General features: G+C 57.9%; 14 protein-coding genes and 2 tRNA genes. 4 read left to right on the forward strand and 12 right to left on the reverse strand.

Annotation, left to right across the window (positions count from 1 at the left end; all coding sequences use genetic code 11):
* Window positions 1-108: 108 nt before the first annotated feature.
* From ABRP95_RS06280 to ABRP95_RS06320, 9 genes are all read right to left on the reverse strand, one after another.
* Window positions 109-363, reverse strand: coding sequence for a hypothetical protein (locus ABRP95_RS06280; RefSeq protein WP_284770209.1), 255 nt, complete (start codon window positions 361-363; stop codon window positions 109-111).
* Window positions 364-523: 160 nt separating this feature from the next.
* Window positions 524-814 (reverse strand): hypothetical protein, encoded by a 291-nt coding sequence (locus tag ABRP95_RS06285; RefSeq protein ID WP_284785765.1) that lies wholly within the window; start codon window positions 812-814, stop codon window positions 524-526.
* Window positions 815-817: 3 nt separating this feature from the next.
* On the reverse strand, window positions 818-2,122 hold the full coding sequence (locus tag ABRP95_RS06290) for an inorganic phosphate transporter (protein WP_296090952.1): 1,305 nt from the start codon (window positions 2,120-2,122) through the stop codon (window positions 818-820).
* 323 nt (window positions 2,123-2,445) lie between these two features.
* Window positions 2,446-3,948: a peptide MFS transporter gene (locus ABRP95_RS06295; RefSeq protein ID WP_284853605.1), complete on the reverse strand. Its 1,503-nt coding sequence runs from the start codon at window positions 3,946-3,948 to the stop codon at window positions 2,446-2,448.
* Window positions 3,949-4,219: 271 nt separating this feature from the next.
* Window positions 4,220-4,846, reverse strand: a complete 627-nt coding sequence (locus tag ABRP95_RS06300; RefSeq protein WP_349839131.1) for an ATP-dependent Clp protease proteolytic subunit — start codon at window positions 4,844-4,846, stop codon at window positions 4,220-4,222.
* Between the two features lie 17 nt (window positions 4,847-4,863).
* A complete protein-coding gene (locus ABRP95_RS06305) occupies window positions 4,864-5,475 on the reverse strand; it encodes an ATP-dependent Clp protease proteolytic subunit (protein ID WP_023023580.1) in 612 nt (203 codons plus the stop codon).
* Window positions 5,476-5,665: 190 nt separating this feature from the next.
* The gene (gene tig, locus ABRP95_RS06310; RefSeq protein ID WP_349839110.1) at window positions 5,666-7,021 is read right to left on the reverse strand and encodes a trigger factor; all 1,356 of its coding nucleotides are present in this window, start codon (window positions 7,019-7,021) and stop codon (window positions 5,666-5,668) included.
* A gap of 94 nt (window positions 7,022-7,115) precedes the next feature.
* Window positions 7,116-7,189: transfer RNA gene (locus ABRP95_RS06315), tRNA-Pro, on the reverse strand.
* Between the two features lie 133 nt (window positions 7,190-7,322).
* Window positions 7,323-8,171, reverse strand: coding sequence for a DUF1542 domain-containing protein (locus tag ABRP95_RS06320; RefSeq protein WP_284796440.1), 849 nt, complete (start codon window positions 8,169-8,171; stop codon window positions 7,323-7,325).
* 121 nt (window positions 8,172-8,292) lie between these two features.
* Between ABRP95_RS06320 and ABRP95_RS06325 the strand changes: the two genes are divergently transcribed.
* Window positions 8,293-8,364 (forward strand) — tRNA-Gly (locus ABRP95_RS06325).
* Window positions 8,365-8,516: 152 nt separating this feature from the next.
* Window positions 8,517-9,350, forward strand: coding sequence for an aldo/keto reductase (locus ABRP95_RS06330; protein WP_284796441.1), 834 nt, complete (start codon window positions 8,517-8,519; stop codon window positions 9,348-9,350).
* A gap of 88 nt (window positions 9,351-9,438) precedes the next feature.
* Here ABRP95_RS06330 and ABRP95_RS06335 read toward each other — a convergent pair whose 3' ends face one another.
* On the reverse strand, window positions 9,439-9,918 hold the full coding sequence (locus ABRP95_RS06335; protein WP_005277878.1) for a ribose-5-phosphate isomerase: 480 nt from the start codon (window positions 9,916-9,918) through the stop codon (window positions 9,439-9,441).
* A 120-nt stretch (window positions 9,919-10,038) separates the two neighbouring features.
* Here ABRP95_RS06335 and ABRP95_RS06340 point away from each other — a divergent pair, with 120 nt between their 5' ends.
* Complete coding sequence (locus tag ABRP95_RS06340; protein WP_284796444.1) at window positions 10,039-10,440, forward strand: hypothetical protein; 402 nt, start codon at window positions 10,039-10,041, stop codon at window positions 10,438-10,440.
* Here the strand turns inward: ABRP95_RS06340 and ABRP95_RS06345 are convergent, their stop codons facing one another.
* The gene (locus ABRP95_RS06345; protein WP_284796446.1) at window positions 10,441-11,064 is read right to left on the reverse strand and encodes a mycothiol-dependent nitroreductase Rv2466c family protein; all 624 of its coding nucleotides are present in this window, start codon (window positions 11,062-11,064) and stop codon (window positions 10,441-10,443) included.
* Between the two features lie 98 nt (window positions 11,065-11,162).
* Between ABRP95_RS06345 and pepN the strand changes: the two genes are divergently transcribed.
* Window positions 11,163-13,679: an aminopeptidase N gene (gene pepN, locus ABRP95_RS06350; protein ID WP_349839111.1), complete on the forward strand. Its 2,517-nt coding sequence runs from the start codon at window positions 11,163-11,165 to the stop codon at window positions 13,677-13,679.
* 4 nt (window positions 13,680-13,683) lie between these two features.
* Here pepN and ABRP95_RS06355 read toward each other — a convergent pair whose 3' ends face one another.
* The gene (locus ABRP95_RS06355; RefSeq protein WP_349839112.1) at window positions 13,684-14,373 is read right to left on the reverse strand and encodes an SDR family oxidoreductase; all 690 of its coding nucleotides are present in this window, start codon (window positions 14,371-14,373) and stop codon (window positions 13,684-13,686) included.
* Window positions 14,374-14,408 lie beyond the last annotated feature (35 nt).

Raw genomic sequence — 14,408 nt, forward strand, 5'->3', positions numbered from 1 at the left:
ATGCAATATCGGAATCAGACCCTTGAACCCCTCATCACCTAGAATTAAACCAGTCCAACTTTCGGGGGCCAGTTCAACGGTGCGTGGCGGGGTTATTTAGTACGGCTCTTATTGCAGCCAGTCAAAGTCGAGCAAGAATGCCTCGACATCGAGCATGTCCAGCTCATCTGGCGCGTGGCCAACAACGAATGCGAAGGACTCAGCGACGTCCTTGGTCGTCGCGGGAGTAAGTCCCGCGTCAACGAGATTTTCCGCTACGCGGGCAGAAACCGGTGTCTGAGACACGGTATCCAAACCCGTACCCGTGGTGGAGTCCTTGAACATATCGCTAATGCCACCAAAGAAGGTCCGCATCGTGTTCATCTCTCTCACCTCTCAAAGTTGCTCTGTTGATAGGTATAAATATACTTGGTATTTACCCACTAAGCAACACTTAGGCCACTTAAAGTTAACCTTTTGTTAACTTTAAGTGGCTGTGAGGCATATTATATAATCTCGGGCTCGCCCGGCCCGCGGGCTACTCTTAAAGGTCCCCAAATGGTGCGAAGCCAAAGTAATGATCCAGGGAATCGCGCGCGATCCACGCGATTGCCACCACGATGACGGCACCCAATACGGCATAGACGGTCCACCCCAGCACCTTCATTTGCCGGCTAGCGGGAGTATCTCCTACCACCACGCCGTTATCGTCCCGAATGGGATCCCCCGTCATGGAACGCATACCCAAGGCGAAGAGCAAGGGAATACCAGCGCCGAAGACGAGGGCTAGGCCAGCGACGCGGAGTATAGATTCGAAGATTTCTGCAATAGTCATGATCTAGCGCTCCTCGTGTGGATTAGATGAGGTGGAGTTATTGTCCCCATTAACCGCCGATACTGGGGTCATGCCGCCTGCGGCCGCGACAGTCTCTTTCGCGCCAACGCGCGGCTCCAAGGACGAATCCACGGACTCAGCGTTTTCGTCCCAATCATTATTGACGTTGGAGGCATCGACTGGGTTCATACGGGAGCGGATGACGATGAGCGCCGTCATAGCCAAGAGCAGAACGAAGTCCACGATGGCACCGGTAGCCATCGTCGTGGCAGAGGAGACGCCGTGCGCCAGCCACCACGAAGCGAAGCCAACGAAGGCAGCACAGGGCAGCGTAATGAGCCAGGCGGCCACCATGCGCATCGCCACACCCCAGCGCACGTCCGCGCCGCGGCGACCCAAACCAGTACCAAGGATGGAACCGGTGGACACGTGAGTCGTAGACAGTGCCATACCACCAGATGCGGAGGTCAAGATGATGGCCGCGGACGTAGCCTCGGCTGCCATACCCTGTGGGGATTCGATCTCAACCAAGCCCTTGCCCAGGGTGCGAATAACACGCCAGCCACCGGACAAGGTACCGGCCGCAATGGCAACCGCACAGGAGATAATGACCCAGGTGGGAATACGGGCATCAGCAACCGCATGACCCGAAGCCACGAGGGCGAGGAAGATAACGCCCATGGTCTTCTGAGCGTCACCGGCACCGTGGGCCAGCGATACCAAGCAGGCGGTAACAATCTGGCCGTGACGGAAGTGCTCGTTCTTTTCCTTATTCGGAATGGTGTTGGTCACCCAATAAACGAGGAAGGTGGCGCAGGCGGACACCAGCGCGGCGATAATCGGGGACGCCACCGCCGGGATAATGATCTTGGCCATAATGGAGGTCCACTCCACTCCCCCAGTACCCATGGCAGCGAAGGCTGCACCGATAAGGCCGCCAAAAAGGGCGTGGGAAGAGCTAGACGGCAGTCCGAGCAACCAGGTGAAAAGGTTCCACAGAATACCGCCGATAAGGCCGGTAAAGACCACCATCAACAGGGCCTGGCCGTCTGAGTCAGCGGCTGCACCCGAAAGGTCATAGGAATCGAGGTTGACGATACCCTTAGCCACCGTTGCCGCGACATTCACGGACAAGAATGCGCCAATGAGGTTAAGTGCGGCAGAAATCGCTACCGCAGTAAATGGCTTCAGCGCGCCCGTAGCAATGGAGGTTGCCATCGCATTGGCAGTGTCGTGGAAACCATTGGTGAAGTCGAAGGCTAAGGCGGTAACCACCACAATGCCCAAGATAATCAGAGTCGCTGTCACAGCATTGGCCCCTTGTAAGCAATTAACAAATGAGAAGAAAGTGTAATTGCGGCGCCGTCACGCGTCGCGTACGAAGTGCAGCGTACTCCGCAATAATAAGCTAAGCCAATAGCGTTTCTTAGAAGTAAACTACACTTTGCCTAGTGTTAACCTTCCGCCCATGCCCTCATGTCAGCTACTTATCGAAAATCTGCGGTTTACCAGTATTTTTTAAGAAACCTAATCTATTTTCAGCCTTTAATACCGTGGCGGAAAACACTAAGAGAGGTGCGCCGGCTTCACGCCAACGCACCTCTCGAAATAAAGGGTTTTAACTCCCCTTTTTAGCGGAAGGTAGCAAACTTCTTGACCACCCAGCGGCTCAGCACGAGCAAGACGATGCCCAAAGCGATGGAGCCGACGCCCAAGGAAATAAAGAAGGTGTTTTCCGCAGCCGCATCCTCTGGGTTGTAGAAGCTAGCCAGCGAACCGGCAAGCGCGGTACCCATGGCCACAGCCATCATCCACACGGCCATCATGCGCGATGGGAACGCCTCTGGTGCCACCTTGGTGGCAAGAGAGTTGCCCACCGGAGACAGCATCAGCTCACCCATGGTGAACAGGAAGAGGATCCAGATAATGACATACATTGGCGTGGAGTTCGCGCCCGAGCCGGAGAACGGCAGGAAGAAGAACAGCGAGACACCGATGATGATATTGGCCACGCCGAACTTCACCGGCGTGGACCACTGACGGTCACCGAGCTTCGTCCACATAGCTGCGAAGATTGCAGAGAAGATAACGATGAAGATCGGGTTAATGGACTGCACCAATGACGGCGGAATCTCGATACCAAAGATGTGGCGGTCCAGGCGCACATCGGCATAAATGGTCATCACGGTAAATTGCTGCTGGAAGATACCGAAGAACAGTACACCGGAAATGAACATCGGAATAAAGCCCAAGAGGCGGTTCTTTTCTTTCCGGCTTACCAAATCAGAGGTGTACATCTGAATCCAGAAGTACACGGCGGCGATCAGGGCAACGGCGGTGACGATATTGGACAGCCACTCCACCTTGATGATCCCAGTACCCAGGCCGATGACCATTACGAGGATGACGACGACAATCGCACCAAGGCCCATCAAGCGCTGCTTGGAGTCCGCCGGATTCGGAATATTGTGGCCGGCATCTTTAATGGTGGTCTTACGCATGATGGTGTACTGGATAAGGCCGAGGGCCATACCGACGGCAGCGATGCCGAAGCCCCAGTGGAAGCCCTTCCAGCCCCACATTGCGGTGGTAAGAAGCGGTCCGAAAAGGGCACCAATATTAACGCCCATATAAAAGACAGAAAAGCCGCCGTCACGGCGAGGATCGTCACGACTATACAGCGAGCCAAGCACCACCGAGGCGGTGGTCTTTACACCACCGGAACCAACGGCGATGAGGATCAGGCCGATAGCCAGGCCGGTCACGGCAGGAACGAAGGCCAAGACGAGGTGCCCAGCCATCACCATGATTGCGGAGTAGAACAGGGTGCGCTCCGCACCGAGGATGCGGTCAGCTACCAACGATGCCAACAGGCATGCCATGTACACCAAACCGCCGTACGCGCCAACGATTGACGTCGCATCGGCACGGTCGAGGCCTAGGCCGCCATCGGTGGTGGCGTAGTACATGTACAGCAGCACAATGGACTGCATGCCGTAGAAGCTGAAGCGCTCCCACATCTCCACGCCGAACAGGTTAGCCAGTCCCCACGGGTGACCAAAAAATGTGCGCTCCCCACTCGAAGCAGTGGGTGCGGAGGTCCGATCCTCCGCCTCTGGTTCCATATTTGTCATAGCATAATACGACCACTCAGAGGCCTAATTCACAAATCGGGCATTATACGTGAAACATCGCACAAATAAATCTGCCTAACGACCTGCAGATATTTCTCTGAAAGATTCACCCCGTTTGGGGTACATGCCCACGCGCCACTACCCTCTCCGTCACACCGCTCATAAGCATATACCGAGCCACTGATATGCGAATAATAAAAGCCCTGCGAAGGCTCCTCTCGAAGCTGCCTCGCAGGGCTTCCTCTGATGGATTTAGTCCATCAGGACCGAATTAAGAATTGAGCTTGCGGTACTCAAAGACGGTATCGATGATACCGTATTCCACGGCATCTTCCACGGTCAAGATCTTATCGCGGTCGGTGTCGATGCGGATTTGCTCAGGCGTACGGCCGGTGTGCTCCGCCAAGGTGTTTTCCATCAAGGTGCGCATACGCTCGATCTCTGCGGCCTGGATCTCCAAGTCCGATACCTGCCCCTGGGTTCCCTGGGTTGCAGGCTGGTGGATCAATACGCGGGAGTTCGGCAGCGCCGCACGCTTGCCCGGAGCACCAGCGGCCAACAGCACTGCGGCAGCGGAAGCTGCCTGGCCTAAGCACACGGTCTGCACATCAGGGCGCACGTAGCGCATGGTGTCATAAATGGCCATCAAGGCAGTAAAGGAACCACCCGGCGAATTGATGTACATGGTGATGTCACGGTCCGGGTCCTGGCTCTCAAGAACCAGCAGCTGGGCCATGATGTCATTGGCAGAGGTGTCATCGACCTGGGTGCCCAAGAAGATGATGCGCTCCTCAAAGAGCTTGGAGTACGGGTTGGTTTCCTTCGTCCCCTGAGCGGACTGCTCAATAAAGGAGGGCAGTACGTAACGGGAACTTGGCATCTGCGACTTATTCATAATGATTTTCTCCTTATTCCCTAGTTGCTCAGTGGGCCGTTCACGGACTCGATGACGTGGTCAACAATGCCGTAGTCCTTGGCTTGCTGCGCAGTCATCCAGCGGTCGCGGTCAGAGTCCTTGGTGATCTGCTCGAAGGTTTGGCCGGTGTGCTCTGCAATGAGCTCAGCCATCTCGCGCTTGGTCTGGGCGAATTGCTCCGCCTGGATGGCGATATCGGCAGCAGTACCGCCCACACCAGCGGAAGGCTGGTGCATCATGATGCGAGCGTGCGGCAGCGCATAGCGCTTGCCCTTCGTACCACCGGAGAGCAGGAACTGGCCCATGGAAGCAGCCAAGCCCATGCCATAGGTGGAAATATCGCAGGGCGAGTACTTCATCGTGTCATAAATTGCCATGCCCGCGGTCACGGAGCCACCCGGGGAGTTGATGTAGAGCGAAATATCGCGCGTGGGATCCTCTGCGGAAAGCAGCAGGATCTGTGCGCACAACTTATTGGCAATTTCATCGTCTACCTGGGTGCCCAAAAAGATAATGCGCTCGTGCAACAGGCGCTCGTAGACGCTGTCACCCAAGTTCAGGCCGGAGCCTGCTGGGGTGGTCATCTGAAGCTGGTCAGATTTCTTAGACATTCGAAAAGTCTCCTTGAGGACGGTTAATCTCTAATGCCACCACATTACTTAATGTGGCGATAATTGTGGGGTCTGTTCGCTATCAGCGTTTGCACCGAACTTTGTCTGCGTTTTCGACCCGGCGATGAGAAAAGCCCAGCCAGACTTCCTCGTGTATGCGAGGAGTCAAGCTGGGCTTTAAGAAGAGGATTTACTCCGCGTCGGTAGCTTCGTTTTCGTCTTCATCTGCTTCACCGAAGTACTGCTCAACGTCAACGTCGTTGCCCTCTTCGTCCTTGACGGTGGTACGGCAAATGGCGGCAGCCAGTGCCTTGCCACGGCGAACGTCAGAGAACAGGTTGGCAATCTGGCCGTTGGACTGCAGCTGCTGGATGAACTGGTTCGGGTCCATGCCATAGGACTGAGCGGTGAACAGAATGTGATCCGAGAGTTCCTGCTGGGAAACTTCCGGCTCTTCCTTTTCTGCCACGGCATCCAAGAAGATCTGCGTGCGCACGGACTCTTCAGCCTGCTCGCGGGTCTGCTTATCAAACTCTTCGCGGGAGGTGCCTTGCGCCTCGAGCAGCTGTGCCAGTGCCTTCTCATCGTGTGCCAGCTGGCCCAAGATCTGGTGCAGCTGGGCGTGAGCCTGCTCGTCGACGACGGACTGAGGCAGTTCAAAGTCGACATCGGCAAGCGCAGCCTTCAGAACCTCATCGCGGATCTGGCCGGCCTGCTCAGCTTTCTTGGACTCCTCGACCTCGGTCTTGGTAGCTTCGCGCAGCTCCTCGATCGTGTCGTACTCGGAGGCCATCTGGGCGAACTCATCGTCCATGTCCGGCAGCTTGCGCTCCTTGGTCTGCTGCACGTGGACCTTGAAGGTAGCTTCTTCGTCCTTGTGCTCACCGGACTGAATGGTGGAGGTGAACTCGTTATCCTCACCGGTCTTCATGCCGCGCAGTGCTGTGTCCAGACCCTTGATGAGGTTGTCGTCACCGATGGAGTAGGACAGGCCTTCGGTGGAAGCATCCTCGATCTTCTCACCGTCTACCTCGGCGGTGATGTCGATGATGGCGTAGTCACCAGTCTTCATCTTGCGCTTGGTGTCCTTCAGCTCACCGAAGCGCTCTGCAAGATCCTCGAGGGCCTTGTCCACGTCTTCTTCGCCGGCCTTGATGGCGGGGACGGCGACGGAGATTTCGGAGAAGTCCGGAACCTCGAACTCAGGGCGAACATCAACCTCGGCGGTAAACTCGACGAAGTCCTTGTCTTCAATCTTGGAAATGTCCACGTCCGGCTGGCCGATGACCTTCAGGTCTTCCGACTGAACAGCCTGCTCGTAGCGGGAAGGCAGCATGTCGTTGACGACCTGCTCCAGAATCGGGCCGCGGCCGAAGCGAGCGTCGATCAGCTGGCGCGGAGCCTTGCCCTTACGGAAACCTGGAATAGAAACCTGCTGCGCGATTGCCGCGTAAGCTTCATCGATTTCCTGGTCCAGCTCCGCAAACGGAACGTTGACGGTGAGCTTAACGCGGGTATCGCTCAGCTTGTCTACGGTGGTCTTCACGAGTGAATCTCCCTGGCTTCATTGTTTTTCTACGTACATAAAAATTAAAGGGGGTCTGAAAAACCTTATTAGGGCATTTTCAGACCCCCATACGTCGGGGCGACAGGATTTGAACCTGCGACCCCCTGCTCCCAAAGCAGGTGCGCTACCAAACTGCGCCACGCCCCGTATGTAGGCCACCAAGTTGCCTTGGCTGCGTTGCATACCTGAGCCAGTTTAGCGTGTTGGTTTTAAATCTCCTAAATCAGCCCCCTGTTAAGGGCGTAGCCGCAGGTTAGCGGCATAATTCCCGGAAGCTGGATTAGAAATCGAAATCAAACATGCCGTCAAAGAATCCGCCGCCATCACCGTCAGATAATCCGTCGAAGAAGCCGCCACCGTCACCTGCGTCTCCCCCTCCGGCACCGCCGCCCATATCGCCGGCATCCCCGGCGTCTCCGGCATCTCCGCCGCCGTCGGCTCCGTCCATTCCTTCGCCACCCTCGGCGCCGCCCCAGTCGCCGTTTTCTGCGGCGGCTGCGGAATAGCCCACGCCGGACATGCCAGCAAACATGGCGTTAAACATCATGGAATAACCCATCATCCACACGCCCGTTTGCAGGGCATCCGCCCACCAAGAGCGGGAGTACCAACCGGCCGGAACGGGGCGGCCGGCTACGGTTCCGCCTGGGTAATAGTTCGGAGTTTCCTCGGAGGCGTATGGGGACGCAGTCAGCTGCTCGCCATTCGCATCCACCGTGCGCTTCTCGGTGACCTTACCGGCGGCGCGCTGTCCCTCCAGCGGCGGCAATTCCGGGCCCGGGTTCATGTCCATAATCTCGCGAGCGGCATTGACGTAATGCATACCCTCAAGCGCCGATTCGCGGGCCAAATTGGCTTGCTTGACCGTGGTGGCCTGCGAAATAGCGGAATTAGCCGCGGTAAAACGCTCTGATGCGTCCGCCATTGCCTGCTGCGAGGCGGTATCCGTGCCGGAGATTTGCATGACCTGACCGCCCAGACGCTCAATCCAGCGACGCGCATCCGCTTGGGCATCCGCTAACTGCTGCGCCTCTCGCTCCTCCCTGTTCTTTTTTGAGCTGCGCGAGGATAGATACCACGCGCCACCACCGAGTACGACTACAAGAAGTAGGAGTTCCACAACAATCATCGCTTTCTTTGCCGGAATTGGTTCTATCTATTTTAACGGCCTATCCACTGCGTGTGTTCCCTATTTTCGTTTTGGGGCGCACATGCGCTAAAGTAGCCGACAGCGTTCGAGGTAACGCTGTGGGAATGTCGTATAGTGGCTAATACCTCAGCCTTCCAAGCTGAAGACGCGGGTTCGATTCCCGTCATTCCCTCGCTTTAACCCACCGTATGGTGGGTTTTTCCATATCTGCAGCTAGGCCCCTCCTTGCCGATGCCCCCTCCATCCCGCTGCCCATCTCCCGTTAAGCGCGGCCGTGAATACATCACATTGGGGCGGTGGCCAGAAAAGCGTAATCTGGTGTGCATGACCGTACCTAATATTACTTTGAATGATGGAAATACAATCCCCCAGCTGGGCTTTGGTGTATTCCAGATGGACCCGGAAAAGACCGAGGAATACGTAGCCGAGGCGCTACGCGTGGGCTACCGCCACATCGATACCGCAGCTATTTACGGCAATGAAGAAGGCGTGGGCAAGGCCATTGCTAACTCCGGCATCCCGCGTGAGGAGCTCTTCATCACCACCAAGCTGTGGAATGACCGCCACACCGATGCCGCTGCAGCGCTGGATGAATCCCTGCAGAAGCTGGGCTTTGACTACGTAGACCTATACCTCATCCACTGGCCTACCCCGGCCAAGGGCACCTACGTGGAGGCTTGGAAGCAGCTCATTGAACTGCGCAAAGAGGGCAAGGCAAAGTCCATCGGTGTGTCCAACTTTGAGCCGGAGCACTTAGATCAGCTGGAGGTGCACACGGACGTCGTCCCCGCGATTAACCAAGTGGAGCTGCACCCTTACCTGCAACGCTGGCGCGAACTGGACGCGGGACGCGCACACGGCATCGCCATCGAGGCTTGGGGCCCGCTGGGTCAGGGCAAGAGCGATATCTTGGAGGCACCAGAGGTGACTGAAGCAGCCGAGGCACACGGTGTTTCCCCAGCCCAAGCCATTATTCGCTGGCACCTGCAAAATGGGGTCATCCTCTTCCCCAAGTCCTCGACGCCATCGCGCATTGCAGAAAACTTCGATGTCTTCGGCTTCGAGCTCACGGATGCGGAAATGGCTGCCATTACCTCGTTGGAGGAAGGCGAAGACGGCCGCGGTGGGCACCACCCCAATGACATGAACGACGCATAATGTGCTCGGCATAATCACCACATAAAACGCCGCGTGGCCCAAATGGCCCGCGGCGTTCATTTATGTCTGTGCAAGGAACTTGGCGGCTTTAGCGCGGGTCCTTAGGCAGCTCAGGTGGGATATTGGTGCGCTCGTATTCTGCGAGGATATCGATGCGGCGCTGGTGGCGCTCGGCGCGGGACCATTCTTGATCCAAGAAGGCATCCACGATTTCTAGGGCCTCTTCTTGCGAGTGCATGCGCCCGCCGATGCCGATGAGCTGCGCATTATTGTGCTCGCGGGCCAGGCGCGCGGTTTCTGGCGACCATGCCAGCGCGCAGCGCGCGCCCTTGACCTTATTGGCGGCAATCTGCTCGCCATTTCCGGATCCGCCCAGCACGATTCCCAGAGAACCTGGATCGTTGACGGTGCATAGGGCCGCTTCAATGCAGAATGCGGGGTAGTCATCCTCGGCGTCATAGGTATGAGCGCCGCAGTCGATAACGTCATGGCCTTGTTTGGTGAGGTGTTCAGAAATCAGGTTTTTAGTCTCAAAACCTGCGTGGTCAGCTCCAAGATATACGCGCATAACCCCTACAGTACCGGCACCGCCGCCTTCTAGGCACCACTTTGCACAACCTATTTCGCCCATAGCCCAGCACTGTTAAGCTAAAGCGCAGATTACGTGCTGCACAGAAAGGCGATAAAAATGAACCCTCGCGTCCTCGCACTCTACGGCAGCATCCTTGCTATCGCGGTGCTGTTATTTGCGGCGAATATTTTCTTAACCAATAAGAACTACCTAGTGCCGCTTATTCATACCGCACTTTTCACAGTCGCCCACCTAGTACTGGGGCTGTGGTGGCTGAACCAGAGGGCGATAAAGAAAAATCGCCCCGGCGGTTTGGCCGCGGTGATTGGGATTTTATCCCTGCTCACCGCGGCCTCGTGGGCCACGTGGGTGGCCGCCGCTTGGTCAGAATTCCAGGCTCAGGCGGCCCTGCCCATCATCAATATCGCCGGGGTACCGGCGTTTTTACTCACGCCGGTAATCGCGGTGTGCTGCCTTGCCGCCGCGGTAGGCCGCAGGCAAGACCAGCAGCGCTTATAACTAGTCCTCTTCTACCTGTGGCATCTCCGTGCGGGAGCGCTTGATTTCGAAGAAGTAAGGGAACTGAGCCAGGCGCACGGAGGCATCGAAAAGCTCACCGGCTTCCTCACCCTTGGGAACGCGGGTGATAACCGGGCCGAAGAAGGCGGTATCGCCCAGCTTAATAACCGGGGTTCCTACCTCATCGCCCACGGAAGAAATTCCGTTGTGGTGGTACTCGCGCAGCTTCTCGTCGTACTCCTCGGTGTGGGCCACCTCTGCAAAGTCTGCGGGGAGGCCAACCTGCTCTAATGCCTGGGCGATGATCTCGTCATAGCCACCATCGCCCTTCTTGCCGCCGTTGCCCTTGGCGTGAATCAGGGTGCCCATGGCGGTATAAAGCTCATCAACCTTTTCTGGCTGCTCGGTCTTAACCTTGGCGAATACGCGGGCAGGGCCCCAGTTGGCCTCCATCATTTCCATGTATTCGGGATCAAGATCGCGGCCATCATTAAGCACCGACAGGGACATCGGCTCGAATTCCACCGCAATATCGCGGACCTTTTCTACCTCTTTTATCCAGCGGGACGTTGCCCATGCGAACGGGCAGGAAGCATCGAACCAAAACTTAACTGGGGTAGTCATTATTCCTCCTTGAAATAAGTGCAGTTTGCCCCACCACTGTAAACCCGCTGCTAACCTTGATGCATCACTATTTTCGTTAGCAAAGGAGAATCTAGGCAATGACCTCTGTAAACCTCACGTGGGAGGAAGCAAAAAATCGCTCCCAGATGCTCAAGGTTGACCATTACGATGTCACTTTAGACCTTAAGCATTCCGATACCCACTTCCTGTCCACCACCACGGTGCGCTTTAGCACCCAGGAGGCCGGTTCTACCTTCATCGATCTGCGCGCGGACAAGCTGCACGAGGTGCGCCTGAATGGAAACCCGCTGCCCACGCAGTCTTATGACCCCACCTGCGGCATTCCCCTTTCCGGGCTGCAGGTAGCGGAGTACACGCTCGAGGTCACCGCTGAGATCCCCTTCTCCCGCACCGGCGAAGGCCTACACCGCTTCGTGGACCCTGCCGATAACGAGGTCTACCTCTACACCCAGTTTGAAACCGCCGATGCCAAGCGCGTTTTTGCCTGCTTCGATCAACCGGATCTGAAGGCCACCTACTCCCTGCACTTTAAGGCTCCGGAGGAGTGGACCATTATCACCAATGGCCCGGTCACCCGCGAGGGCGATACCACCCACTCCGAAATCGACTACCCGCTGTCGACCTACCTGGTTGCCTTGTGCGCAGGCCCGTACCACGAGGTCACCGATATCTGGCGCGGTGAGCTGACCGAGCACCCCGAGGGCAAGCCGGCCCAGCAGCTCGAGGTCCCGCTTGGTATTTACTGCCGCGCCTCTCTGGCAGATTCCCTCGATGCGGAGCGCCTCTTTACTGAGACCAAGCAGGGCTTTGACTTCTATCACCGCAACTTCGGCTTCCCCTACCCCTTTGGCAAGTACGACCAGATTTTCGTCCCCGAGTTCAACGCCGGTGCGATGGAAAACGCCGGCTGCGTGACCATCCGCGATGAATACGTCTTTACCTCGCAGGCCACGCACTACAAGTACGAGCGCCGCGCCGATACGGTCCTCCACGAGCTCGCCCACATGTGGTTCGGTGACCTCGTGACCATGCAGTGGTGGAATGACCTGTGGCTCAACGAGTCCTTCGCCACCTGGTCCGCTGCCATTTCGCAGGCGGAAGAAACCGAATACGATACCGCCTGGGTCACCTTCGCCAACGTGGAAAAGTCCTGGGCCTACCAGCAGGATCAACTGCCTACCACCCACCCCATTTCCACCGATGCCAGCGATATCGAAACCGTGGAGCAAAACTTCGACGGCATCACCTACGCCAAGGGCGCCTCGGTGCTCAAGCAGCTGCAGGCTTATGTCGGCCGCGAGAACTTCCTCGCTGGCGTGCGCCGCCACTTCGCCGCCCACGCGTGGGGTAATGCCACCTTCGACGATCTGCTCCGCCACCTCGAGGAGGCATCCGGGCGCGATCTGTCTTTCTGGGCGCAGCAGTGGCTCAAGACCACCGGCATCAATACCCTGGCGGTTGCCACGGAGGCCAATGATGACGGCACCATCACCCAGGCGCAGCTTACCCAGCGCGGCGATACCCTGCGCACCCACCGCATTGCAGTGGGCCTGTACGGCACGCAGGACGGCAAGGTCGTGCGCACCGAGCGCCTCGAGATGGACGTGGATGGTAAGGCCACCGAGATTCCAGAGTTGGTCGGGCGCAACCTGAACGACATCGATTTCATCCTGCCCAACGATGACGATCTGACCTACTGCCTTATCGATTTGGATGCAGGCTCGCTGCTATTCCTGCTGGATAATATCGAGAAATTCGACGACCCCATGGCGCGCACCCTCTGCTGGTCCACCGCCTGGGAAATGACCCGCGCCGGCACCATGCGCGCCCGCGACTTTATTCGCTTGGTGGCCCGCGGCATAAAGGCGGAAACCGAGCTCGCCGTCCTCGAGCGCATCGTCTCGCAGGCTTCTACCGCGCTGAAGAACTACGCCGATCCGGCGTGGGCGAAAGAAAGCACGGTTTTGGCGCAGGCGCTTGTCGATGGCGCCCGAAGCACCGATGCACAGCGTTCCATCATCTGCACGCAGGCGCTGTCCAGGATTCCGCTGCACCAGCCGGCCCGCGACTACCTGCACGATCTCCTCGCGGATTCCGATGATGCCGGACTGCGCTGGTCCGCCGTCGCAGCGCTTGCTGCCGCGGGCGCGCTTGCCGATGCCGAGGCCGCCATCGCCGCCCAGCTCAAGCGCGATAATTCCGCTACCGGCCACTACTCTTCCCTGCGCGCCCGCGCCGCGATTGCCACTGCGGATAATAAGCGCGCGGTATGGGAAGAGATCGTCGCCGGGGATCTCACCAACCGCGAGCTCACCTCCAAGCTGGAAGGGCTAAACTACCCGCACTCCGATGATCTCTTGCCCACCGGGGAATTCTTCGAGGTGGCCGAAAAAATCTGGGATTCCCAGTCCTCCGAGGTGGGCCTTACCACCGTTACGGGGCTATTCCCATCCTGGGATATCACTCAGGACGGCCTCGACCGCGCCGACGCTTTCCTGCAAAAGGATCTGGCAGGCGGCCTGCGTCGCGCGATTACCGAGCAGCGCGATCGCGTGGCCCGCGCCCTGCGCAACCGCGGGGTCGACGCAAACTAAGTGCCTATTTCTTGCGGAGGTTCAGTTCGATGCGCGGGCGCACCTGGATCTCCGTGAGCTGGGTCGTGGGCCCAGCCTCCACGACGGTGCGGATGGCGCGCGCCACCTCTACGGGCGCAATGACCTCGTTCGGGTTATAGTCCTGCAGGCCCTCCAGCATCGGGGTGTCGGTGGGGCCTGGCGCCACGGTGGAGACGCGGATGCCGGGTTCGGAGATACGCAGGGCATCGGCAAGCGCATACAGCGCGTGCTTAGTCGCGGCATAAACCACGTTATCGCCGTAGCTCTTGCGCCCCGCGCCCGAGTTGATGAAGACGACGGTGCCCTCTGCCTTGCGCAGCTGCGGCAAGAGCGCGCGAGTGACCTCCGCTGGCGCGTGAACGTTGAGATCCATGTGGGCGCGCCAATCTTGCGGGGTTGCCTCTTCCACCGAGAACTTCGTGGCGCGCGCCGCGCCGTGCACGAGGACATCGACCCGCTCTAGCTCGGGAAACTGCATGCCCTCGTCCAAACCGGCGACCAAGTCGCTGGAAACCGGCGTGATATTCGCGGCCTCTGGCAGCTCTTCGGCGCTGCGACCCAGCGCATACACGTGGTGATCGCGGGCGAGATCCTTGATAATCTCGCGCCCCATGCCACCGGTGGCACCGGTAACGACGGCGATTTTCTCTGGCACATTCGTGGTATCAGTCATGCCACCCCATCATAGGGAAAATGGATGCTAGCGGT

This window comes from Corynebacterium sp. KPL2895 (assembly GCF_040225815.1).
Classification (GTDB): domain Bacteria; phylum Actinomycetota; class Actinomycetes; order Mycobacteriales; family Mycobacteriaceae; genus Corynebacterium; species Corynebacterium rhinophilum.